This is a genomic window from Rhizobium sp. BK312 (genome assembly GCF_014193605.1).
GTDB lineage: Bacteria > Pseudomonadota > Alphaproteobacteria > Rhizobiales > Rhizobiaceae > Rhizobium.
Window position 1 is genome coordinate 467,341 of the sequence record NZ_JACHZP010000005.1, and the last position, 24,210, is coordinate 491,550.

Here is a 24,210-nt window from a genome sequence, read left to right on the forward strand (position 1 = left end):
CGGAAAGGGATAAATGTATTGGCTTTCCTCAAACAGAGCGGCAAAGACAGCGCGATTTCCAAGCATAAGTTGAAGAAACCCGAAGCACTGCTGCTCAACTCTTACAATTTACGAAACGTGGTAAACAACTCGTTAAGTTTGTGGGAAGTCTTAACCTTTTATTTCGGTTCTGCTGTCCCACGGCCTGATATTCTTGCACGCAGGCGGTGCCCGGTTGCCGAGGGGGAGGGGCGTATCGGCGATATGCGGAATGCTCTTCCTCACCGGCTTCACCAAAATTTCACCGCGAGACACGAATTTGACGTTTACGCAAACGTCAATATTTTGTAAGAGTATGACAGTGGCCGGAATCTAAAGGTCCGGCGGCGAATTGGAGGAATTCGAGAAATGCCAGTCTACAAGGCCCCGGTGAACGATACGCTCTTCGTCCTGAACGATGTGCTCGGGCTGGAGCGCTACAACAATCTTCCCGGTTATGCCGATGCCACGCCCGACATGATCGAGGCGATCGTCGGCGAGGCGGCCAAGCTGTCGGAAGAGGTGCTTTTCCCGCTTAACTATTCCGGCGATCAGGAAGGCTGCGTGCGCCATGACGATGGCACGGTCTCGACTCCGAAGGGTTTCAAGGAGGCCTATCGTGCCTATCGCGAAGGTGGCTGGCTGGGTCTCGCCGTGCCGGAGGAGTTCGGCGGGCAGGGCCTTCCCTACGTGCTGCACTGCGCCGTCGGCGAGTATACCTCGGCCGCCAACATGTCGCTGATGATGTATCCGGGCCTGACCCAGGGCGCGATCGCAGCGATCCTCGTCCATGGCACCGATGCGCAGAAGCAGACTTACTTGCCGAAATTGGTCGAGGGCAGCTGGTCTGGCACCATGAACCTCACCGAACCGCATTGCGGCACCGATCTCGGCCTCTTGCGCACCAAGGCGGTGCCTCAGGCTGATGGCAGCTACAAGATCTCAGGCCAGAAGATATTCATCTCGGCCGGCGAGCACGACATGACGGACAATATCGTCCATCTCGTCCTTGCTCGCATCGAAGGTGCGCCTGAGGGAACCAAGGGCATCTCGCTCTTTATCGTGCCGAAATTCCTCGTCAAGGAAGACGGTTCGCTTGGCGCGCGCAACCCGGTGTCCTGCGGCGCGATCGAGCACAAGATGGGCATCCACGGCAACGCCACCTGCGTCATGAATTACGACGAGGCTACGGGTTTCCTGATTGGCGCCGAGAACAAGGGTCTCAATGCCATGTTCGTCATGATGAATGAAGCGCGCCTCGGCGTCGGCCTGCAGGGTCTGTCCATCGCCGAGATCGCCTATCAGAATGCCGCTAACTATGCGCGTGAACGCATCCAGGGCCGCTCGCTCTCCGGCCCGAAGGCGCCGGACAAGAAGGCTGACCCGATCATCGTCCATCCGGATATCCGCCGCTCGCTGATGACAATCCGTGCCTTCAACGAGGCCGGCCGCGCCTTCCTGCTCTGGACGGCGCTGAAGTCCGATATCGCCCATCGCTCTCCCGATGAGAAGGAGCGTCAGGCAGCCGACGATATCCTCGGTCTGGCGACGCCGATCCTCAAGGGTGTCCTGACCGACAAGGGCTTCGAGCATGCCGTGATGGCGCAGCAGGTCTTCGGCGGCCATGGCTATATCGAAGAGCATGGCATGAGCCAGTATGTCCGCGATGCCCGCATCACCATGATCTATGAGGGTGCCAACGGCATACAGGCGCTTGATCTCGTCGGCCGCAAGCTGGCGCTGAACGGCGGCCGCGCCGTCATGGCGTTGTTCAAGGAAATCGGCGATTTCTGCGAGGAAAACCGCAACGACGAGCAGATGGCCTTCTTCACCAAGCATCTGAAGAAGGGCTTGAATGACGTGCAGGCCGCGACCATGTGGTTCATGCAGAACGCCATGGCAAAGCCGGACAATGCCGGCGCCGGCTCGATCGACTACATGCACCTCTTCGGCCTCGTCGTCCTCGGCTACATGTGGGCGAAGATGGCCAAGGCGGCTCAAGCAGGCCTTGCGGGCGGCGACAGCGCGCGTGAGGATTATCTGAAGAACAAGCTTGTCACGGCACGGTTCTACATGGAGCGCATCATGCCGGAAACGGCATTGCGCAAGGCCCGCATCGAAACCGGCGCTGATACGATGATGGAACTGGCGGCGGAAGCCTTTTGAGCAAGGCGGCGTTAGCTGCTGCAGGGAGATGAGACATGACCGAGGTTTTCATTTACGACCACGTGCGCACGCCGCGCGGGCGCGGCAAGAAGGATGGTGCGCTGCACGAAGTGCCCTCCGTTCGCCTTGCCGCCAAGACGCTGGAGGCGATCCGCGATCGCAACGGTCTCGATACCGCAACGGTTGACGACATCATTATGGGCTGCGTCGATCCGGTCATGGAAGCCGGTGCGGTTATCCCGAGGGGTGCCGCCTTCGAGGCCGGCTATTCTACCAAGGCGCCTGGCATGCAGATTTCGCGTTTCTGCGCCTCCGGCCTCGATGCCGTCAATTTTGGTGCGGCGAAGATCGCTCAAGGGGCTGATGATATCGTCATTGCCGGCGGCGTCGAAAGCATGTCGCGTGTCGGCTTGGGCATGTCCGGCGGCGCCTGGTTCATGGACCCCTCGGTCAACTTCCCGGCCTACTTCATGCCGCAGGGCGTATCGGCCGATCTCATCGCCACCAAATACGGCTTCTCGCGCGATGACGTCGATGCCTATGCCGTCGAGAGCCAGAAGCGTGCTGCCCACGCCTGGGAAAAGGGCTATTTCAAGAATTCCGTCATTCCGGTGAAGGATATCAACGGCCTGACAATTCTCGACCGCGACGAGCACATGCGCCCCGGTACCGATATGCAGGCGCTCGCCTCGCTCAATCCGTCCTTCCAGCTGCCGGGCGAAATGGGCGGCTTCGAGGCCGTCGGTATTCAGGCGCATCCGGAAGTCGAGCGCATCAATTACGTGCATCACGCCGGCAATTCCTCCGGCATCGTCGATGGTGCTGCCGCCGTGCTGCTCGGCTCCAAGGCGGGCGGTGAGAGCATGGGCCTGAAGCCGCGCGGCCGCATCAAGGCCTTCGCCAATATCGGCTCCGACCCGGCGCTGATGCTGACCGGCCCGGTCGATGTCACCGAGAAGCTGCTGAAGCGCACCGGCATGACGCTTGCCGATATCGACCTCTTCGAACTCAACGAAGCCTTCGCCGCCGTCGTGCTGCGCTATATGCAGGCTTTCGACATTCCGCATGACAAGATCAACGTCAATGGCGGCGCGATTGCCATGGGGCATCCGCTCGGTGCAACCGGCGCGATGATCCTCGGCACCGTACTCGACGAGCTGGAACGCCGCGATCTCAACACAGCGCTCGTAACGCTCTGCATTGGCGCCGGCATGGGCACCGCCACGATCATCGAACGCGTCTGAGGAGGGGAAACCAATGGCTTACACAAATTTCACCGTTGAGACCGACGCAGACGGCATCGCGCTTGTCACCTGGGACATGCCCGGCAAGTCCATGAACGTCTTCACCGCCGAGATCCTCGAAGAGCTGAACGCCATCATCGATGCAACGGTTGCCGATGCCGCCGTCAAGGGCGTGGTCTTCACCTCGGGCAAGTCTTCCTTCTCCGGCGGCGCCGATCTCTCGATGATCAAGTCGATGTTTTCCTTCTATCAGGAGGAGAAGGCCAAAGACCCGGCAGCAGCCGCGAAGAAGCTCTTCGATCTCGTCGGCCGCATGACGGGTCTGTTCCGTAAGCTCGAAACCTGCGGCAAGCCCTGGGTTTCGGCCATCAACGGTACCTGCATGGGCGGCGCTTTCGAACTGTCGCTCGCCTGCCACGGCCGCGTCGCGTCGAGCGCCAAGAGCGTCAAGATCGCGCTGCCCGAGGTCAAGGTCGGCATCTTCCCCGGCGCTGGCGGCACCCAGCGCATCGCGCGCCTGACGGATGCGCAATCCGCCCTGCAGATGATGACGACGGGCCAGTCGCTGACGGCAGCACGCGCCAAGGCGATGAACCTCGTGCATCAAGTGGTCGAGCCGGATCAACTGATCCCGGTTGCCAAGCAGATGATCAAGGACGGCCTGAAGCCTGTGGCACCCTGGGATGAAAAGGGCTTCAAGGCACCCGGTGGCGGCATCTGGACGCCTGCTGCAGCTCAGCTCTGGCCGGCAGCGCCCGCCATCCTGCGCCGCGAAACCTCGGGCAATTATCCGGCAGCACTCGCCATCCTCAAATGCGTTTATGAAGGCTTGCAGGTTCCCTTCGATACCGGCCTGAAGATCGAGCAGCGCTACTTCACGCATGTGCTGCAGACCACCGAAGCCTATTCGATGATCCGCTCGCTGTTCATCTCCATGCAGGAACTCGGCAAGGGCGCCCGCCGCCCGGCAGGTCAGCCGAAGACAGAGCTGAAGAAGGTCGGTGTCGTCGGCGCCGGCTTCATGGGTGCGTCCATCGCCTATGTCACGGCCGCCGCGGGCATTCCCGTCACCCTCATCGACCGCGACATCGAGGCTGCAACCAAGGGCAAGGGCGTCGGCGAAGGGCTGGTCAAGGACTCGGTCGGTAAGGGAAGGCTGACGCAGGATGAGGGCGCGGCCCTTCTGTCCCGCATCACACCTTCGGCCGATTACGCCGACCTGAAGGATGCCGATCTCGTCATCGAGGCGGTGTTCGAGGATCGCGAAGTCAAGAAGGCCGTCATCGAGGCCGTCGAAGCCGTGCTACCGGCCGGCGCCGTCTTCGCCTCCAACACCTCGACGCTGCCGATCACAGGCCTTGCCAAGAATTCCAAGCGCCCGGCCGATTTCATCGGCGTCCACTTCTTCTCGCCTGTCGAGAAGATGATGCTGACCGAAGTCATCCTCGGCAAGGAAACGGGCGACCGTGCCATTGCCGTCGCGCTCGACTACGTCGCGGCGATAAAAAAGACGCCGATCGTTGTCAACGACACGCGCGGCTTCTTCGTCAATCGCTGCGTGTTCCGCTACATCCATGAAGCCTATGACATGCTGATCGAGGGCGTACCCGCTGCGATGATCGAGAATGCCGCCAAGATGGCCGGCATGCCCGTCGGGCCGCTGGCGCTCAACGATGAAGTCGCCATCGATCTCTCCTACAAGATCCTGAAGGCGACCATCGCCGATCTCGGCGAGAAAGCGGTCGACCCGCGTCATATGCAGCTCGTCACCGGCCTTGTGGAAGGCGAGGGACGCCTGGGCCGGAAGAACTCCAAGGGTTTCTACGACTATCCGCCGAAGCCGGCGAAGAAGTCGCTATGGCCGGGTCTCAAGGATCTCTATCCGCAAAAGAAGGCCGACGAGGTTGATGTCAACGTGTTGAAGCAGCGCTTCCTCGTGACCATCGCACTGGAAGCCGCCCGCACCATTGAAGAAGGCATCGTCACCGATCCGCGCGAGGCCGATGTTGGCTCCATCCTCGGCTTCGGCTTCGCCCCCTATACCGGCGGCGCGCTGTCCTATATCGACGGCATGGGCGTCAAAGCTTTCGTCGAACTCTGCGAAAAGCTGGCCACCGCCTACGGCCCGCATTTCCAGCCGACGGCGCTGCTGAAGGACATGGCCGCCAAGGGTGAGACTTTCTATGGTCGCTTCGATCCGTATCGCGTCGCAAAAGCCGCGTAAGACAATAAGTTGTTATTGACGACAAATAACGGGCCGTTTCTGTCGGGAGCGGCCCTTTCTGTTTGCCATTTGCGTGAAGCTGATCGGCTGTAGTCAGGCGATATCGTGAACCGCTGGAAAATCGAGATAAGAAGTCAGCTCGTCCAGTGTGATGCTTGAGCGCGCGCTGACCGCTCATGGTTGTGGATATCGGCATAGTCGCCGCGCGGAGAGGCTATATTGTCAAGCTCTGCGGCTGGTAGTCTTCATCATCGCAATAATGATTAGGTCGATAGATGGCGCTGAAAGCAGTCTGGGTGTTTTTGACTGGGCGGCGAGGTCATGTCGCCCTTGCCGTGCTAATATGGCTAGCCTACGGGACGTTCTTGTCATCGTCGCTCTTGGCTCAGGATGCACCGGTCGTGCCGTCCAAACCCGCTGAGCTGAGTGCCGGCGCGCGCGTGCAAGCTATCACCGATAGGCTGGTGCAGGCATTCGATATCGGCCCGGATTTGAATCCGCAAACCCTCTTCAAGATACTGCCCGGCGACTGGGCCAACATACCGCCGGATTTTTATCCCGGCGATGTTCCCGCAGACGGTCCGAAGATGCTGTGCGCGGGTATAAGAACGCATTTCAACCAACCTCGCTCGGGCAGTCCGATCTTTGACGGCTGGATCGGCCGGGAAGGCTCAAGTCGGTTTGAGCTGCGTCTGACAGGTGGGGGCAATTTCTATTGGATATCCAACGTTCAAGATGAGATGCAACGACTCGGTCTCGATAAATCCACGGACGCAGCGATGGCACTCCAGCGCGGACTGCTGATACAAAGGAGCGTTCAAGAGGGAGGCATCTTGCCTCTCAGTGATGACGTCGTCGCCATTACAAATACGGCTGAACCTTCCAGGATGAGTTTTGGGGTGCGATGCCCTAGCGACCCGGAAGATGGCGCGAGAAACGCGCGGAATATTCAGCTCGTGAATACGATGAAGAAAAGAATGACAGAACAGGCCGCGTTTCTATCCTATGGCGCGGATGGATTGGTGCCCTTCGTACAGAAAATGCAAGGTGCTTGGACAATAGTCGATGAACTCTCTCGCTCCGATATCAGGAATAGGACGGTCGCGGATCTCTGCCATATCCGCCGTATCGAAATGAGGGCGGAGCATCAGCCCTTGCCGATCCTGACGGCGCACGTCGCAGATTCCTCCTCTTCAGAAGATCGCCCGGTACCACCGGCGCAGGATGAATTTGAACTGCGGCTTGCGGGTGACCGCGAGCTTCTGCGCGTGCCGCTTCACGATCCGATGCTGGACGCGAAGCAGCATCCGGAACGTTTCCATGTTCCGCCTGCCGATGGGACAAGCGTCATCGCTGAGCGGCAGCGAAAGGAGGCTACTGCGTGGTATCGTCGGGCGGTTTTGTCGTCAGCGTTGCCGGTTAACCTTGTTCCTGTTGATGAGGATACTTTGGTGGAAAGCGCGACCAGCGCATGGGGTAAGATGCGTGAGCCGTACGGCACTGGTATCGAAGTCTTCAAGCGCTATTGGCTGCGTTGCCCGGCCTGACCTCGCTCAACCATTTTCTCTTGCCCCGCCCTCAACGCAACGACACCCCAACCGATGAGCAGAAGGATCGCCGCCGCGTAGATATCGGCGGCTTCGGCAAAGCCGAGAGCCTTCGACAGAAAGCCGGCCAGGATAGCGGGGACGCTGAAGGCGAGGTAGCTCTGAACGTAGAAGGCCGAAAGCAGCCCGGCGCGTTCGTCGGGCTTGGCCAGCGGCATGATGCTTCTTACCGTGCCGAGAAAAGCTGCCCCGAAGCCCGAGCCGGCAATTAGAGTTCCGAGCGCGAGGATCGACACTTCAGCCGCATGCATGCCGGCGATGATGGTCAGTATGCCGAGGCTCATGGTCGGTATGCCGAACTTCATGATCATGGTGGCGGATCTCCGGCGCAGTAGGAAGACGGCGGCAGCGCCGCTGATCGTCAAGGCTGCGACCACGGAGCCGCCGACCAGTGGCGCCGTGCTGCCGGTCGTCGCGCTGACCAGCGAAGGCACCAGCGATAGATAGAAGCCGGCAAGCGCCCAGACGGCAATATTGATCGGCGTCAGCGCCAGCAGCGTCCGGCGTGCCTGCTTGGGAACGGCGACTTCCGGCTTCAGCGATGCGAATACGCCGGGCCGTCGGCTCGTTGTTTCCGGCACCATCCATAGCAGCGCGGCTTGCAGCGTCAGCAGGGCAAGTGTCACGACATAGACAAGCACGGTCGGAGCCGGCGCGAACTGTATCAGCAGGCTCGTACCGATCGCGCCGATCGCCATGCCGGCAAGCGGGGCAAGACTGTTGGTGATCGATCCCGTGATCGGATCGAGATCGACAAGGGCGGCGCCGATCGAACTGATGGCAGTGCCCGTCGCAAAGCCCTGCACGATGCGAGCGGCAATCAGCCAATCCGGACCTCGAGCCATTAAAAACAGCGCTGTGGCCACCATATTGAGGAGGATCGATGTGAAGATCACCGGTCGGCGCCCAAGATGGTCCGAAATCGAGCCAACGATGAGCAGCGCGGCGAGAAGGGAGAAGGCGTAGACGGCGAAGATCACCGTGAGCAGCACCGGCGAGAAGGCGAAGGCCTGCTGATAAAGGCGGTAGAGAGGCGTCGGTGCGGATGAGGCGGCCAAAAACAAGGCGCTGGTTGCGGCATAATAGAACGGCGCCAGGCGTCTGGCGGCTGAGATCGGAGCGCTGGCGGTGGAATCGAGTTCGGTCATCGACTATATCCTACCTAAAGCTAAAAGATTGCGTTAGGCGGATATAGGATGCCTGGCGTATAAAAGCAAATAATTTGCGTTAGTGGATGCCCTTAGTCATTCGCGATCCGCAAAACGGGAAAATTGGCAAGGGCTTATGGGCTATAGAGAAAATCCCCGCCCCGGCGGGCGCAGCGCCAGAGTGCAGGCGGCCGTGCATCAATCCGTCCGCGATATGCTGGCAACCATGGATCGCGCCGATGTAACGATCCCCCTGATCGCGCAGCGTGCCAACGTCACGCCGTCGACGATCTACCGCCGCTGGGGCGACCTTCAGGCGCTTTTGGCCGACGTTGCCGCGTCGCACCTGCGGCCGGAGGGCGAGCCGGCGAGCATCGGCAGCGCGCGTGAAGATTTGGCGGCATGGGTCGAACAATATGCCGATGAGATGGCCTCGGGGCTTGGCCGGCAAATGCTGCGCGACGTTCTTGCGGCAGCTGACAGTGCAAACGCGGAGAAATGCGGCACCTATATGCGCTGTCAATTGAGCGTCTTCATCGCACGGGCAGAGGCGTGCGGCGAGCCCTTTCCCACCTTGACGGAACTGATGGATCACGTCATTTCGCCGATCATTTATCGCATCCTCTTCGACCAGGCACCCGACTCCGACTACGTTCGCGGGCTCGTCACGAAGGTAATGCCGGAGAGTACAGCCAGGACTTGATGCGCGATCGGTGATTGCGAACGACTCACTCGAACTCCCCAAGCACATTCCGTCGCTTCGGCTTGGTTGCTCGCAACTGACGAACAAGTAGTCGAACATATGCGCGGTAAAGTTGCTTTGGTTGTGGAATTATCATGGGATATGCATGCTTGAGCAAGGCTCGTTGACGATTTGCTGTTGAAAAATAAGGAAAAAGATGGTGCTAATTATCATTAGTGAATTCAACGGCGACGCGAAGGGGACTGCTCAATGTTTAATGAATTCAAGGCCTTTATCGCTAAAGGCAACGTCATGGACCTTGCAGTCGGCGTGATCATCGGCGGCGCTTTCGGCGGCATCGTTAAATCGCTGGTTGACGATATCATCATGCCGATCGTCGGCGCGATTTTCGGCGGCTTCGATTTTTCGAACTACTTCATCGGCCTCGCCTCGGGTGTCAACGCACCGACTCTCGCTGCGGCCCGTGCCCAGGGCGCGGTTCTTGCCTACGGTAGCTTCATCACTGTCCTCATCAATTTCCTCATTCTCGCCTGGATCATCTTCCTCATGGTCAAGGGCGTGAACGCGCTGCGCTCGCAAGTCGAGCGTAAGGATGACAAGGTCGCCGAAGCGGCACCGCCGCCGGCTGATGTCCAGTTGCTGACGGAAATCCGCGACCTTCTCGCCAAGCGCTGACTCGCTTTGCTCGACTCTTTTTGCAAGCCCCGGTCCATGCGAGGACTGGGGCTTTATTCATCACCAAAATCGATTGGTCACTAAGGCAAAGTCATGGGATTTGTCCGCCGCTCTGCTTTATGAAGGCGGAAACCGGAGACTTTGCATGTCGATACTAGATAGCCTCAGCCCGCGCGCGCTTGCAGCACCTGAAAGCGGGATCGTCGAAGTGGTCAATTATGCCCGTGGCCGTGAGGGCCTGCTGCCGCTTTGGGTCGGCGAGGGCGACCTGCCGACGCCGGATTTCATCAATCGCGCCGCCATGGCCTCGCTCAACGCCGGCGAAACCTTCTACACCTGGCAGCGCGGCATTCCGGAACTGCGCCAGGCGCTTGCCGATTATTATGGCCGGCATTTCGGCACCTCGCTGCCGATGGAGAACTTCTATGTCGTCGGCTCCGGCATGCAGGCGATTCAGCTGTCCGTGCAGGCCATCACCGCTCCCGGCGACGAGATGGTTTATCTCTCCCCAGCCTGGCCGAACATCGCTGCCGCGCTCGAGATCGCAGGCGCCCGCTCGGTCGCCGTACCCTTACAATTCGACCATGGTAAATGGTCGCTCGATCTCGATCGGTTGGAAGCGGCGATTACGCCCAAGACAAAGGGCCTGTTCATCAATACCCCGTCCAACCCGACGGGCTGGACGGCGACCCATCAGGATCTCAGCGATATTCTCGCCTTAGCGCGCAAGCACGATCTCTGGATCATGGCCGACGAAATCTATGCGCTCTACTACTATGCCGGCGGCCGCGCGCCGAGCTTCCTCGACGTCAAGGAAGCCGACGACAAGATCCTCTTCGTCAACTCCTTCTCGAAGAACTGGTCGATGACCGGCTGGCGCGTCGGCTGGATCGTCGCACCCGCAGAGCTTGGCCAGGTGATCGAAAATCTCGTGCAGTACTCGACCTCGGGCGTCGCGCAGTTCATGCAGAGAGGCGCGGTTGCGGCCTTGAACGAGGGCGACGATTTCGTCCGCTCCAATATCGAGAAGGCTACTCGCTCGCGCGATATCCTCTGCGACGCGCTGATTGCTACCAATCGCGTGCAGACGCTGAAGCCGGATGGCGCGCTCTATTCCTTCCTGAAGATCGATGGCGTGACCGACAGTCGCAAGGCCGCCATCGACATCGTCGACAAGACCGGTGTCGGCCTCGCGCCCGGGACGGCTTTCGGGCTAGGCGGCGAGCTCTTCATGCGCGCCTGCTTCCTGCGCGATCCGGTGCAGGTGGCGGATGCTGCGGAGCGGTTGAGCCAGTATATTTTGAGTTTATGAGGGCCGGCATGTGCGCTGTGGTTGGCAGCGTTTGACCTGGCTGGGCCTGATACCCCTCTCTGCCGCGACAGCGACAGAGAGGGGTGAACACTCTCCGAGTTCACACAAATTGCCGTCGTGCACCCAATCCATAAAATCCAATCAATCCTCGAAAGCCCACCCTAACCATCCCCGCAATCTTTCCCGCCACGCCGCCCGCTTTTAATCAATTTCGCAGGGGAAGCGGCCTCATATGGAGCCAGTAGACTTGGCGGGGACGCGAAGAATGACTGTCTTGGTGACGGGCGGGGCCGGTTATATCGGCAGCCACATGGTCTGGAGATTGCTGGACGCGGGAGAGGACGTGGTTGTCCTCGATCGTCTCTCTACGGGCTTTCGCTGGGCCGTTCCGCCGGCTGCCCGCTTCTATCTCGGTGATATCGCCGATGAAGCGCTCCTGCATCAGATTTTCGCTGAAAACCATATAGAAGCCATCATCCATTTCGCCGGTTCGGCGGTCGTCCCGGTGTCGATCGAGGATCCACTTGCCTATTATGAGAACAACACCGGCAAGACCCGCATCCTCATGAGTGCCGCCATCAGGGCTGGCATCCGCCATTTCGTCTTTTCGTCCACCGCCGCTGTTTATGGCCAGCAGCCGGCGGACAGGCCGGTCGGCGAAGATGCGCCGCTGCGGCCTGAATCCCCCTATGGTCAATCCAAGCTGATGTCCGAGCTGATGCTGCGCGATGCCGCTGCTGCCTATGATTTCCGCTATGTGGCGCTGCGTTATTTCAACGTGGCCGGCGCCGATCCCGAGGGGCGGGCGGGGCAATCGACCAACGGCGCCACCCACCTCATCAAGGTCGCCTGCGAGGCGGCTCTCGGCCGCCGGGGTCAGGTCGATATCTACGGCACCGATTATGCGACGCATGACGGCACCGGCGTTCGCGACTATATCCACGTCAGCGATCTCGTCGAGGCGCATCTGATGGCATTGCGGCATCTGCGCGAAGACGGCCGCTCACTGGTTGCCAATTGCGGCTACGGCCAGGGCTATTCGGTTTTGGACGTGCTCAACATGATCATGCGCGTCTATGGCCGCGCCTTCCGCATCCACATCGCTCCCCGGCGCGCCGGCGATATGGCGAGTATCGTCGCGGATGCGACGCTTGCTCGTCGCGAATTGGGATGGACGCCGAAATACAATGATCTGGAAATGATCGTGCGCTCGTCGCTGGATTGGGAGCTTCGCCTTACTGAACGTGCGGGCTTCGACGCGGCGGGCGTCAGCAGGGTCTACGCCGCTCCAAGCATGCTGTAACGCGACTGACGATCTCAACTTTCCGGATGTCTCCAGGGACCAAGAAAGGCCGGCGCATTCTTGCGCACGGCGTCCGCGAGAAAATCGATGACGGTGCGCACGCGCGGCGATTGGCGCAGATCGCGATGGCATGTGATCCAGTAGTGGCGCCTGAGATCCACCTCATGCGGCAGGACCACCTGCAGATCGGGGTGCTTGCCGGCGATGAAGAACGGCAGCACGCACAGCCCCTGGCCATTCTTGGTCGCTGTCAGCTGCGCAAAGATGCTTGAGCTCTGGAATTGCGGCCTGATGCGCGGATGGACGTCATCGAGATAGTCCAGGCCCGGCGCAAAAATCATATCCTCGATATAGCCGATAAAGGCGAAGTCAGGCAGGTCATCGCGGCTTTCGATCGGCGGATGGCGGGCGAGGTAGTCGCGCGATCCATAGACCTGGAGATGATAGTCGGTAAGCTTCTCGGTGAAGTAGGGTCCGGCCTTCGGCGGGTCGAGCACCACGACGATATCGGCCTCCTTGCGCGAGAGCGACATGATCTGCTGGATGGTGATCAGCTCGAGTGAAATGTTTGGGTGCTTCGCAGTGAATTCCGGCAGGACGCCGGTGAAGAAGAAGTTGGAAAACCCCTCTGGCGCACTGATGCGCACGACACCCCGTTGTGCTGCCGATCCCGCAGATAGATCGGCGCGAAGACGTTCCGTCTCCTGCTCCATGTGCTCGGCCGTATCGACGAAGCGCTGCCCCATGCTGGTCAGCATGTAACCGCGTGGATTGCGTTCGAAGAGCTTGACCTTTAAGGCGAATTCCAGCCGGTCAATACGGCGTGAGACCGTGGCATGGCTGCTGCGCAATTGTCGCGCCGCGGTAGAAAGCTGCCCGGTTCGCGCAACGGCGAGAAAAAACTGCAAATCGTCCCAGGTAAAGTGCGGCGTACGCTTCATGCATCCTCCTCTGTTCAAAAATGAACAGACCTTGTTTGGAATTAATTGCAATCGCGACTTGCGTCAACGCGCGAATTCCGTGATCTTGGCGGTCGGGAAAAGCCGTTTTGAGGAAAGCGGCTGGCCAATTTTGAACAGATTCATTTTTGCCAAATCTCTGGGAGGAGAGGATATGCGAAAGAGTCTTATTGCGTCCCTTGCATTTCTGCTTGCAGCCAGCACTGCGGCTTTCGCCGCCGGCCCGTCCGATGGTGTCGTCAAGATCGGCATCCTCAACGACCAGTCCGGCGTCTATGCGGATTTCGGCGGGAAATCATCGGTAGCAGCCGCCAAGATGGCCGCGGAGGATTTCGGCGGCAAGGTTCTCGGCGTGCCGATCGAAATCGTCGATGCCGACCACCAGAACAAGCCTGATATCGCCTCCAACATCGCCCGCCAATGGTACGACCAGGACAAGGTCGATGCCATCATGGAGCTGACGACCTCCTCGGTCGCGCTCGCCGTTCAGGCGGTCGGCAAGGAAAAGAAGAAGATCGACATCGTCACCGGCGCTGCCACGACCGATCTCACCGGCAAGCAATGCTCGCCCTATGGCTTCCATTGGGCCTATGACACGCATGCTCTCGCCGTCGGCACCGGCGGCGCGCTCGTCAAGCAGGGCGGCGACACCTGGTTCTTCCTGACGGCGGACTACGCTTTTGGCTATTCGCTCGAGCAGCAGACCAGCGATTTCGTCAAGGCTAGCGGCGGTAAGGTGCTTGGCTCTGTGCGTCACCCGCTATCGACGAATGATTTCTCGTCCTTCCTGCTGCAGGCGCAATCGTCTGGCGCCAAGGTCATTGGCCTTGCCAATGCCGGCCTCGATACCTCGAACGCCATCAAGCAGGCGTCGGAATTCGGCATCACCCAGGGCGGCCAGCACCTGGCGGCATTGCTCTTCACGCTCGCCGAAGTGCACGGCCTCGGCCTGCAGGCGGCGCAGGGCCTGACGCTGACGGAGGGCTATTACTGGAACCTCGACGACAAGAGCCGCGAGTTCGGTAAGCGCTTCTTTGCCCGCACCGGCAAAATGCCGAACATGATCCATGCCGGCACTTATTCCGCCGTGATGCAGTATCTGAAGGCCGTGCAGAAGGCCGGCACGGACGATACCGATGCCGTTGCCAAGCAGCTGCATGAGATGCCTGTTGATGATTTCTTCGGCCGCGGCGGCACGGTCGGCGCCAATGGCCGCATGATACACGACATGTATCTGCTGCAGGTGAAGAAGCCCGCTGACAGCAAGGAGCCGTGGGATTACTTCAATGTGCTGGCGACGATCCCTGGCAAGGAAGCCTATATCGATCCGGCCAAGAGCGGCTGCGACCTCGTCAAGCAATAGGACACGGACCGGCCCATGGCGATGTCCGCGACACATTCGCATGAAGAGCCCCGGGTGGTTTTGTCCGCCCGGGGACTGCGCCGCGATTTCGGCGGCTTCACCGCTGTCAAGAATGTCGATCTCGACGTACATCATGCCCAGGTCCACGCGCTGATCGGCCCGAATGGCGCCGGCAAGACGACGGTGTTCAACCTGCTCACCAAGTTCCTGCAGCCGACGCATGGGACCATCACACTGCTCGGCATCGATATTACCAAGACGAGACCTGACAAGGTCGCGCGCATGGGCCTGGTGCGCTCCTTCCAGATTTCCGCCGTTTTCCCGCATCTGACGGTGCTGGACAATGTGCGGGTCGCCTTACAGCGGCCAAGCAATCTCGCCCACCAGTTCTGGCGGCCGCTATCGGCCCTCGACAGCCTCAACGCCCGCGCCGAACAGCTCATTGCCTCCGTCGGCCTTTCTAAAGAGCGCAATGCCGTCGCCGCCGATCTTTCCTATGGTCGCAAGCGCGTGCTGGAGATTGCCACCACGCTTGCGCTCGATCCGAAGGTGTTGCTGCTCGATGAGCCGATGGCCGGCATGGGGCTGGAGGACGTAAACACGGTCTCCGCGATCATCCGCGACGTCGCGCGCGACAGGGCCGTGCTCATGGTGGAGCACAATCTCTCGGTCGTTGCCGATATCTGCCATCATGTCACGGTGCTGCAGCGCGGTGAGATCCTGGCCCAGGGCGATTATGCGACGGTGAGCCGCGATCCGCGCGTCCGCGAAGCCTATATGGGCACGGAGGAGGCTTGACGATGGCGACGCTTCTCGACGTTCAGGGTCTCAATGCCTGGTATGGCGAAAGCCATATTCTGCACGGTGTCGATATGCGTGTGGGCGAGGGGGAGACCATTACCATCCTCGGCCGCAACGGCGTCGGCAAGACGACGACGCTGCGCACGATCGTCGGCATCGTCCGCTCCCGCAAGGGCAGAATTACATTCGCCGGCAAGGACATGATGCAGGTGCCGCTGCACAAGACGGCGCATCAGGGCATCGGCTTCGTGCCGGAGGAGCGCGGCATCTTCTCGACGCTCAGCGTCTATGAAAACCTGATGCTGCCGCCGGTCGTCGCAGCAGGCGGCATGACGCTCGACGAGATCTTCGAGCTGTTTCCCAATCTGCATGAGCGGCGCAACAGCGTCGGCACAAGGCTTTCCGGCGGCGAGCAGCAGATGCTCGCCATGGCCCGCATCCTGCGCACCGGTGTCCGCATGCTGCTGCTCGACGAGCCTACCGAGGGCCTTGCTCCCGTCATCGTCCAGCGCATCGGCGAGGTCCTGCAGAAGCTCAAAGGCCGCGGCATGACCATCTTGCTGGTCGAGCAGAATTTCCGCTTTGCCAGCCGCATCGCCGATCGCTTCTATGTGATGGATCACGGCCAGATGGTCTCGGAATTCCCGGTCGGCGAACTCTCCGAACGCATGGGTATGCTCCACAAGGTCCTGGGGGTCTGAGCCATGACGACGATATTCGGCATTCCCGCGCAGGCCCTTCTCGGTCAATTGCTGATCGGGCTCATCAACGGTTCCTTCTACGCGCTCTTGAGCCTTGGGCTCGCGATCATCTTCGGCATGCTGCGGGTCATCAATTTCGCCCATGGCGCCCTCTATATGCTCGGCGCCTTCACCGCCTATCTGCTGCTTGCCTATGCCGGCATCGGCTATTGGCCGGCCCTCGTTCTAGCGCCTCTGATCGTCGGCCTGTTCGGTGCGCTGGTCGAGCGGCTCTGCCTGCGCCGGCTTTACAAGATCGATCCGCTCTACGGATTGCTCTTCACCTTCGGCATGGCGCTGACCATCGAGGGGACCTTTCGCTATCTCTACGGCTCCTCAGGTCAGCCCTATGCCGTCCCGACGGAATTGGCGGGCGCGAAAAATATCGGCTTCATGTTCCTGCCGGTCTATCGCGGCTGGGTGGTCATCGCTTCGCTGGTCGTCTGCATCGGCACCTGGCTGCTGATCGAGAAGACCAAGCTCGGCGCCTATCTGCGTGCCGCGACCGAGAATTCCACCCTTGTGCAGGTTTTCGGCGTCAACGTGCCGGTGCTTCTGACGCTCACCTATGGTTTCGGCGTGGCGCTTGCTGCGTTTGCTGGGGTGCTGGCCGCGCCGATCTATCAAGTCTCGCCGCTGATGGGATCGAACATGATCATCATCGTCTTCGCCGTCGTTGTCGTCGGCGGCATGGGCTCGATCATGGGCGCGATCGTCACAGGCTATATGCTTGGGATTGCCGAGGGCCTCACCAAGGTTTTCTATCCCGAAGCCTCGAATATCGTCATCTTCGTGATCATGGCGATCGTGCTGCTTCTGAGGCCTGCCGGCCTCTTCGGTCGGGAGGCGTGATATGGCTGGATTAATCAGCTTGAGTTCCAAGGAGCGTCCGAAGCTTTCCGTGCAGAAGCTGCTTCTGGTCGTCGGCCTCGTCGGATTGATCTGGGCGCCGTTCTTCATCTATCCGATCTTCGTCATGAAGGTGCTCTGCTTCGCGCTGTTCGCCTGTGCCTTCAATCTGCTACTCGGCTATGCCGGCCTGCTCTCCTTCGGCCATGCCACCTTCTTCGGCGGCGCGGCCTATTTCACCGCCCACGCCGTGAAGGAATGGGGTCTCCCGCCCGAACTCGGCATCCTGATCGGCGTCGCAGGTGCCTCGCTCCTCGGTCTCATCATGGGCTTCGTCGCCATCCGCCGGCAGGGTATCTATTTCGCCATGATCACGCTGGCGCTCTCCTACATGTTCTATTTCTTCTGCCTGCAGGCGGCATTTACCCATGGCGAGGATGGCATTCAGTCGGTGCCGCGCGGCTATCTCTTCGGCGTCCTCGATCTCAACAACTCCTTCAACATGTATTATTTCGTCCTTGCCGTCTTCCTGATTGGCGTGCTGATCATCTGGCGCTTCATCAATTCACCCTTCGGTATGATCCTGAAATCGATCCGCGAGAACGAGCAGCGGGCGATCTCGCTTGGCTATTCCGTCGCTCACTACAAGCTCGGCGCATTCGTCATGTCGGCGGCGCTGGCGGGGCTTGCCGGTGCGGTCAAGGCACTGGTCTTCCAGTTCGCGACGCTCACCGATGTCGCCTGGCAGATGTCCGGCGAAGTCATTCTCATGACGCTCCTTGGCGGCATCGGCACGCTGATCGGCCCGATTTTCGGTGCGGGATTCGTGGCGACGCTGGAAAACTATCTCGCCACCTCGGAATTCCCGGTCACCATCATCACCGGCATCGTCTTCATGGTCTGCGTCCTGCTCTTCCGCCGCGGTGTGGTGGGCGAGTTCTATGCCTCAAGGCTGGGACGGAAGCTGGGATTTGAATATCGCCGCTGACTGCTTGATTTCCTTCTCCCGTTTTGACGGGGAGAAGGTGCCCGGAGGGGGGATGAGGGGCTATTCCGAGGGTAGTTTGAAAACCGAGTTCTGCCGAACCTTCCGGCCCCTCACCCTAACCCTCTCTCCGCTGGCAGGGAGAGGGGATCACTGAGTTTGAACATGGATCGCTTCGATTATATCATTATCGGTGCCGGCAGTGCCGGATGCGTGCTGGCCAACCGGCTTTCGGCCGACCGCAACAATAGGGTGCTGCTTCTGGAAGCCGGCGGCAACGACAATTACCACTGGATCCATATCCCGGTCGGCTATCTCTATTGCATCAACAACCCGCGCACGGACTGGTGCTTCACCACATCGCCGGAAGCAGGGCTAAACGGCCGGTCGCTGAACTATCCGCGCGGCAAGGTGCTCGGCGGCTGCTCCTCGATCAACGGCATGATCTATATGCGCGGCCAGGCCCGCGATTACGATCTCTGGCGCCAGCTCGGCTGCGCCGGCTGGGGCTGGGACGATGTGCTGCCCTACTTCATCAAGTCCGAGGATCATTATCGCGGCAAGGACGAGATGCATGGCGCCGGCGGCGAATGGCGGGTCGAGAAGGCGCGCGTGCGCTGGGCAGTGCTCGATGCCTTCCAGGCCGCGGCCAAGGAGGCCGGCATCCCGGAGACAGCGGATTTCAATCGCGGCAACAACGAAGGTTCCGGCTATTTCGACGTCAACCAGCGCTCCGGCATCCGCTGGAACACGACGAAAGCCTTCCTGCGCCCGGCGATGAAGCGCGGCAATCTCACAGTCCATACCAAGGCGCAGGTCCGCCGGCTGATCGTCGAGGGGGATGCCGTCACCGGCGTCGAATTCCAGCACGACGGTGTGGCGAAGCGCGCTTATGCGAACAAGGAGACAGTACTCTCAGCCGGCTCCATCGGCTCACCGCATATTCTGGAACTTTCGGGCATCGGCCATGGCGAGGTGTTGAGCAAAGCGGGCATCGAGGTCGTGCGCGAGGTTCGGTCCGTCGGCGAGAACCTGCAGGATCATCTGCAGCTTCGCCTCGCCTACAAGGTGACCGGCGTGCCCACGCTGAACGAGAAGGCGACGAAACTGATCGGAAAGGCGGCGATTGGCCTCGAATATCTGGTGCGCCGTTCAGGCCCCATGGCGATGGCGCCGAGCCAGCTCGGCATCTTCACCCGCTCCGGACCGGACAAGGAAACACCGGACCTGCAATATCATGTGCAGCCGGTCTCGCTCGACAGGTTCGGTGATCCCGTTCATCCCTTTCCGGCGATCACCGCGAGTGTCTGCAATCTCCGTCCCGAAAGCCGCGGTTCCGTGCATGTGCGCAGCCCCGATTTCGCGATGCAGCCGGCCATCAGTCCGAACTATCTCTCTGCCGCACGCGACCGGGAAATTGCCGTGCGCTCCATTCGCCTGACGCGGCGCATCGTCGCCCAGCCCTCCTTTTCCCGGTTCCGGCCGGAGGAATTTAAGCCGGGGCCGGCCTATGAGACGGATGCCGATCTGGAGCGCGCCGCCGGCGATATCGGCACGACGATTTTCCATCCGGTCGGCACGTGCCGCATGGGCGGTGACGCGCAAAGCGTCGTCGATCCCCGCCTGCGACTGCGGGCGCTGACAGGGCTGCGCATCGCAGATGCTTCCGTCATGCCATCGATCACCTCGGGAAACACCAATTCGCCAACCATCATGATCGCCGAGAAGGCAGCCGAAATGATCCTTGCCGACAACAGATGAAGCCCTATTCATGGATGACAGCAGGGATAGGAGATTTGCATGGATAGCACGGACGAAGTCATCATTGAGCGGCGCGGATCGGCCGGCATTATCAAGCTTAACCGCCCGAAGGCGCTGAATAGCCTGACATTGTCGATGGTGCGGGTCATTGCGCCGGCCCTGGAGGGTTTCGCCGCAGATCCCGCGATCGCCAGCGTCATCGTCCTGGGCGAGGGGGGACGTGGCTTCTGCGCAGGCGGTGATATCCGCGTGCTGCATCGGAGCGGCAAGGAGGGCACTGATGAAGCGGAAACCTTCTGGCGCGAGGAGTTTCTGCTCAACCATGCCATCTCGCGCTATCCCAAACCCTATGTCGTGTTGATGGACGGCATCACCATGGGCGGCGGCGTCGGCCTCTCGGCCCACGGCAGCCATCGCGTCGTCACCGAACGCACGTGCCTTGCCATGCCCGAAACCGGCATCGGCTACTTCCCAGATGTCGGTGCCACTTGGCTGCTGCCGCGCGCGCCGGGCGAAGCCGGCACTTGGATGGGTCTGACCGGGCAGACCGTCGGTGCAGCCGATGTTATCCACGCCGGTTTTGCCGATCATTGTGTCGCGTCTTCCGCATTGCCAGCCCTCATCGATGCGATAGCCGCGCTGCCCGCTGCGGCCTCTACCGCAGACGTGCACGCTCTCATAAGGACGATGGCTGTAGATGCCGGCGAAAGCCGGCTTGCGGCAAACCGCGATGTGATCGATCGGACGTTTTCGGCAGACACCGTGGAGGAGATTCTGAAGGCTTTGGCCGGAGAACCGGGAGAGTTTGCCGCAGAAGCTGCAAGCGTGGTCGCCAGCCGCTCGCCGACCAGCCTGAAGCTGACCTTGCGGCTGCTCAGGGCAGGGCGAACGAGCGCCGATTTGGCCGAATGCCTCGATCGTGAACTCGGCGCCTGCAAGGGCATATTGTATAATCACGATTTCTACGAGGGCGTGCGCGCCGCCGTCATTGACAAGGACCGCAATCCGAAATGGTCTCCGGCGAGCCTTTCCGAAGTGACGGCGGATGCCATCGACCGTTTCTTCATACCGGCGCAGCCGCCGCTTTTCGCAAGATAACCGATCATGGGAGGAAAACATCATGACGCGGATCGCATTCATCGGCCTCGGCAATATGGGAGGCCCGATGGCCGCCAATCTCGTCAAGGCCGGCCACGCTGTCACAGGATTCGACCTCTCGCATGATGTGCTGAAGGCGGCCGAGGCGGCGGGCGTGAAAGCCGCCAGCGTGCTGACCGAGGCCTTGGCTGATGCCGAAGTGGTCGTGACCATGCTGCCGAAGGGCCAGCATGTCCTGACCGTCTGGACCGACGTGCTGCGCTCCGTGCCCAAGGGAACCTTACTGATCGACAGCTCGACCATCGACGTCGACAGCGCCCGTAAGGCGCATGCCATGGCAGGCGATGCCGGCTGCCTCTCGCTCGACGCGCCGGTGTCCGGCGGCACCGGAGGTGCCGCGGCCGGGACGCTGACCTTCATGGCCGGCGGCTCGGCGGAAAGCTTCGCCGCTGCCAAACCGCTGCTCGAGGTGATGGGCAAGAAGATCGTCCATTGCGGCGATCCCGGCGCCGGCCAGGCCGCGAAGATCTGCAACAACATGATCCTCGGTATCTCGATGATCGGCGTCTGCGAGGCCTTCGTGCTCGGCGAAAAGCTTGGCCTTTCGCACCAGGCTCTCTTTGACGTCGCATCGACCTCGTCAGGGCAGTGCTGGTCGATCAATACCTATTGCCCGGTGCCCGGCCCTGTGCCGACGTCGCCCGCCAACAACGAGTACAAGCCCGGTTTTGCCGCCGCCTTGATGCTGAAGGATCTGCGCCTGTCACAGGAAGCGGCGCTCTCCAGCGGCGCGTCGACGCCTCTGGGTGCTGAAGCCGCGCAGCTTTACGCGCTCTTCGAAAAGCTCGGCAACGGCGGCCGCGATTTTTCGGCGATCATCGAGATGTTTCGCGAGGCGAAGTGAGTGTAACGCGCAGCGATCGAGTGAATTGAGCTCGGATTGCCCCTCACCTCAACCCTCTCCCCGCTCGCGGGGAGAGGGGGAATTGTGCCCTAAGCAAGTTCCGTTCAAGAGGAGGCCTGCTGCCTTGTGAGGTCGTCCCCTCTCCCCGTTCACGGGGAGAGGGCTAGGGTGAGGGGCCACGCACGATGATGCGGCATCAAAGAACATGCCTGACCTGCCGGCCTCGATAACCCCAACTCACCGCCACATGCCCCGCATGCGCGCACCCACATCGACGCGCACCTCGCGCGCCCGAATGGCGGTAGCGCTTTCAGCCCGTGCCTGCGGCCAGCCACAGACCTCGAAAAATTGCAGCAATGTTGCCGGAATGAAGCGGGTGCGCGAGGCGAAGACATGCTTGTCGCCCTGCGCATGCTGGCCGTGCACGAAGAACCGCTGCGGAATGACGAGATCGAGATTGTCCTTAGCCCGCGTCATCGCGACATAGAGCAGCCGTCGTTCCTCCTCGATTTCGGCGGATGATCCGACGGCGAGATCGGCGGGGATGCAGCCATCGACGGCGTTGAGGATGAAGACCTTCGTCCACTCCTGGCCCTTGGCGGAATGAATAGTGGAGAGGATCAGATAGTCCTCATCAAGTAGCGGCACACCCGCCTGGTCGCTGATGGCGTCGGGCGGATCGAGCGTCAACTCGGTGAGGAAGCGCTCACGCGAGCCGTAGCCCGCGGCAATCTGTTCGAGCTGGACGAGATCCGCCTGGCGGGTCGATGCATCCTCATGTACGCGTTCCAGATGTGGCTCGTACCATTGGCGAACGAGGCCGATTTCCGATGGCCAGCCGGCCTTCCCGCTTTTGACCTCCCGCATCGTCTCGACAAAGGCGGTCCAGTCGTCTCCCGTGCGCGGTGGCGGCGGGAGTTCTGTGAGTGCCGTGATAGGGCTTGCCTCTTCGCCAATCTGGTCGAGTACGCGCTGTGCCGTCGAAGGGCCGACGCCGGGCAGGAGCTGCATCAGGCGAAAGCCCGCTACGCGATCGCGCGGGTTCTGGGCGAAACGCAGCGCCGCCAGCATATCCTTGACATGGGCGCTGTCGAGGAATTTCAGCCCGCCGAATTTGACGAAAGGGATGTTGCGGCGGGTGAGCTCCACTTCCAGCGGGCCGCTATGGCTCGAGGTGCGGAAGAGCACTGCCTGCTGCTTCAGCCTTGCACCGCCCTCGCGATTTTCCAGCACCTGGTCGGCGATGTAGCGCGCCTGATCGGCCTCATCACGCACGGTCACCAGCCGCGGCCGCTCCATGCTCTGCCGCTCGGTGCGCAGGTTCTTGGTGAAGCGCTCCGAGGCGAGATCGATCACGGCGTTGGCGGCGGCCAGGATCGGCTGGGTCGAGCGGTAATTTCGGTCGAGCGTCACGATGTCGGCCGATGGCGTGAAAGCCTTGGGGAAATCGAGAATGTTGCGCACGGTTGCGGCACGGAAAGAATAGATCGATTGCGCATCGTCGCCGACGACGGTCAATCCCCGGCCATCGGGCTTGAGCGCAAGTAGAATGGAGGATTGCAGCCGGTTGGTGTCCTGATATTCGTCGACGAGCACATGGTCGAAGCGGCTGCCGATATCCTCGGCGATCAGAGGCTCCTGCAGCATATGCGCCCAATAGAGCAGCAGGTCGTCGTAATCGAGCACGTTCTGCACCTGCTTTGCCTCGACATAACAGGCGAAAAGATCGCGTAGCTGCTGTTCCCACATGGCGCACCATGGGAAGAAGTCGCGCAGCACGCCGTCGAGCGGCGCTTCCGCATTGACGGAGCGCGAATAGATGGCAAGACACGTCGCCTTGGTCGGGAAGCGGTTTTCTGTCTTGGAAAAACCGAGGTCATGACGCGCAAGATTCATCAGGTCGGCACTGTCTTCGCGGTCGTGGATCGTGAAGGCCGGGTCGATGCCGATCTGTTCTGCATAATCCCGTAGCAGGCGCGCGCCGATACCATGGAACGTACCTGTCCAGGCAAGTGCATCGGCGGTGATGCCGGCATTCGCTCCCAGTACCTCGCGGCAGATGCGCTCGACACGGCGGCCCATTTCGGCGGCGGCGCGGCGCGAAAAGGTCATCAGGAGGATGCGGCGCGGATCGGCACCCCTAACAATCAGATGCGCCACACGATGCGCAAGCGTATTCGTCTTGCCGGAGCCGGCTCCGGCGATGACGAGTAGAGGCCCGGCAATATGACCGTCACCTGCAGTCGTGCCATGTTCCACCGCCAGCCGTTGCTCCGGGTTCAGCTTTTCCAGATAGGCGGCGGTCATCAACTCTCCTGACTACCTCCGGCGGCCGGCGCGGAGCGCGATA

Annotated in this window: 20 protein-coding genes; 17 read left to right on the forward strand and 3 right to left on the reverse strand. The window is 60.8% G+C overall.

Going from position 1 to position 24,210, the window contains the following annotated elements; all coding sequences use genetic code 11:
* The first annotated feature begins 18 nt into the window (after positions 1 to 18).
* The 5 genes from FHT85_RS17190 to FHT85_RS17210 all read left to right on the forward strand — a co-directional run bounded on the left by FHT85_RS17190 (position 19) and on the right by FHT85_RS17210 (position 7,199).
* Entirely contained in the window at positions 19 to 330 is a 312-nt protein-coding gene (locus FHT85_RS17190; protein ID WP_112336570.1) for a hypothetical protein, read from the forward strand.
* Positions 331 to 387: 57 nt separating this feature from the next.
* Positions 388 to 2,184: an acyl-CoA dehydrogenase C-terminal domain-containing protein gene (locus tag FHT85_RS17195; RefSeq protein WP_112400947.1), complete on the forward strand. Its 1,797-nt coding sequence runs from the start codon at positions 388 to 390 to the stop codon at positions 2,182 to 2,184.
* A gap of 35 nt (positions 2,185 to 2,219) precedes the next feature.
* Positions 2,220 to 3,428: an acetyl-CoA C-acetyltransferase gene (locus FHT85_RS17200; protein ID WP_112336568.1), complete on the forward strand. Its 1,209-nt coding sequence runs from the start codon at positions 2,220 to 2,222 to the stop codon at positions 3,426 to 3,428.
* Positions 3,429 to 3,441: 13 nt separating this feature from the next.
* The gene (locus tag FHT85_RS17205) at positions 3,442 to 5,652 is read left to right on the forward strand and encodes a 3-hydroxyacyl-CoA dehydrogenase NAD-binding domain-containing protein (protein ID WP_112336567.1); all 2,211 of its coding nucleotides are present in this window, start codon (positions 3,442 to 3,444) and stop codon (positions 5,650 to 5,652) included.
* A gap of 275 nt (positions 5,653 to 5,927) precedes the next feature.
* On the forward strand, positions 5,928 to 7,199 hold the full coding sequence (locus FHT85_RS17210) for a hypothetical protein (RefSeq protein ID WP_183774193.1): 1,272 nt from the start codon (positions 5,928 to 5,930) through the stop codon (positions 7,197 to 7,199).
* Here the strand turns inward: FHT85_RS17210 and FHT85_RS17215 are convergent.
* Positions 7,175 to 8,407, reverse strand: coding sequence for an MFS transporter (locus tag FHT85_RS17215; RefSeq protein WP_112336565.1), 1,233 nt, complete (start codon positions 8,405 to 8,407; stop codon positions 7,175 to 7,177). The two genes, FHT85_RS17210 and FHT85_RS17215, sit on opposite strands and share 25 nt — an antisense overlap.
* A gap of 136 nt (positions 8,408 to 8,543) precedes the next feature.
* Here FHT85_RS17215 and FHT85_RS17220 point away from each other — a divergent pair, with 136 nt between their 5' ends.
* The 4 genes from FHT85_RS17220 (at position 8,544) to galE (ending at position 12,400) form a co-directional block, all read left to right on the forward strand.
* Positions 8,544 to 9,110, forward strand: a complete 567-nt coding sequence (locus FHT85_RS17220) for a TetR-like C-terminal domain-containing protein (protein WP_112400945.1) — start codon at positions 8,544 to 8,546, stop codon at positions 9,108 to 9,110.
* Positions 9,111 to 9,359: 249 nt separating this feature from the next.
* Positions 9,360 to 9,785, forward strand: coding sequence for a large conductance mechanosensitive channel protein MscL (mscL, locus tag FHT85_RS17225; protein WP_112336563.1), 426 nt, complete (start codon positions 9,360 to 9,362; stop codon positions 9,783 to 9,785).
* Between the two features lie 145 nt (positions 9,786 to 9,930).
* Positions 9,931 to 11,097 carry a pyridoxal phosphate-dependent aminotransferase gene (locus FHT85_RS17230; protein ID WP_112336562.1) on the forward strand — a complete coding sequence of 389 codons (1,167 nt, stop codon included), beginning with the start codon at positions 9,931 to 9,933 and terminating at the stop codon, positions 11,095 to 11,097.
* A gap of 265 nt (positions 11,098 to 11,362) precedes the next feature.
* Positions 11,363 to 12,400, forward strand: coding sequence for a UDP-glucose 4-epimerase GalE (gene galE / locus FHT85_RS17235; protein ID WP_112400944.1), 1,038 nt, complete (start codon positions 11,363 to 11,365; stop codon positions 12,398 to 12,400).
* Positions 12,401 to 12,414: 14 nt separating this feature from the next.
* On the opposite strand, the gene FHT85_RS17240 is transcribed toward galE, so the two are convergent.
* The gene (locus FHT85_RS17240) at positions 12,415 to 13,341 is read right to left on the reverse strand and encodes a LysR family transcriptional regulator (protein ID WP_112400943.1); all 927 of its coding nucleotides are present in this window, start codon (positions 13,339 to 13,341) and stop codon (positions 12,415 to 12,417) included.
* A gap of 172 nt (positions 13,342 to 13,513) precedes the next feature.
* Between FHT85_RS17240 and FHT85_RS17245 the strand changes: the two genes are divergently transcribed.
* From FHT85_RS17245 to mmsB, 8 genes are all read left to right on the forward strand, one after another.
* Positions 13,514 to 14,722, forward strand: a complete 1,209-nt coding sequence (locus FHT85_RS17245) for an ABC transporter substrate-binding protein (RefSeq protein ID WP_112336559.1) — start codon at positions 13,514 to 13,516, stop codon at positions 14,720 to 14,722.
* 15 nt (positions 14,723 to 14,737) lie between these two features.
* On the forward strand, positions 14,738 to 15,520 hold the full coding sequence (locus FHT85_RS17250) for an ABC transporter ATP-binding protein (protein ID WP_112336558.1): 783 nt from the start codon (positions 14,738 to 14,740) through the stop codon (positions 15,518 to 15,520).
* A 2-nt stretch (positions 15,521 to 15,522) separates the two neighbouring features.
* On the forward strand, positions 15,523 to 16,224 hold the full coding sequence (locus FHT85_RS17255; protein ID WP_112336557.1) for an ABC transporter ATP-binding protein: 702 nt from the start codon (positions 15,523 to 15,525) through the stop codon (positions 16,222 to 16,224).
* Positions 16,225 to 16,227: 3 nt separating this feature from the next.
* Positions 16,228 to 17,115: a branched-chain amino acid ABC transporter permease gene (locus FHT85_RS17260; protein ID WP_092709022.1), complete on the forward strand. Its 888-nt coding sequence runs from the start codon at positions 16,228 to 16,230 to the stop codon at positions 17,113 to 17,115.
* Position 17,116: 1 nt separating this feature from the next.
* Positions 17,117 to 18,100, forward strand: a complete 984-nt coding sequence (locus FHT85_RS17265; RefSeq protein WP_112336556.1) for a branched-chain amino acid ABC transporter permease — start codon at positions 17,117 to 17,119, stop codon at positions 18,098 to 18,100.
* 162 nt (positions 18,101 to 18,262) lie between these two features.
* Positions 18,263 to 19,858, forward strand: a complete 1,596-nt coding sequence (locus tag FHT85_RS17270; RefSeq protein WP_112336555.1) for a GMC family oxidoreductase — start codon at positions 18,263 to 18,265, stop codon at positions 19,856 to 19,858.
* A 39-nt stretch (positions 19,859 to 19,897) separates the two neighbouring features.
* On the forward strand, positions 19,898 to 20,956 hold the full coding sequence (locus FHT85_RS17275) for an enoyl-CoA hydratase/isomerase family protein (RefSeq protein WP_112336554.1): 1,059 nt from the start codon (positions 19,898 to 19,900) through the stop codon (positions 20,954 to 20,956).
* A 22-nt stretch (positions 20,957 to 20,978) separates the two neighbouring features.
* Positions 20,979 to 21,860 (forward strand): 3-hydroxyisobutyrate dehydrogenase, encoded by an 882-nt coding sequence (mmsB, locus tag FHT85_RS17280; RefSeq protein ID WP_112336553.1) that lies wholly within the window; start codon positions 20,979 to 20,981, stop codon positions 21,858 to 21,860.
* Between the two features lie 237 nt (positions 21,861 to 22,097).
* On the opposite strand, the gene FHT85_RS17285 is transcribed toward mmsB, so the two are convergent.
* A complete protein-coding gene (locus FHT85_RS17285) occupies positions 22,098 to 24,167 on the reverse strand; it encodes an ATP-dependent helicase (RefSeq protein ID WP_112336552.1) in 2,070 nt (689 codons plus the stop codon).
* Positions 24,168 to 24,210 lie beyond the last annotated feature (43 nt).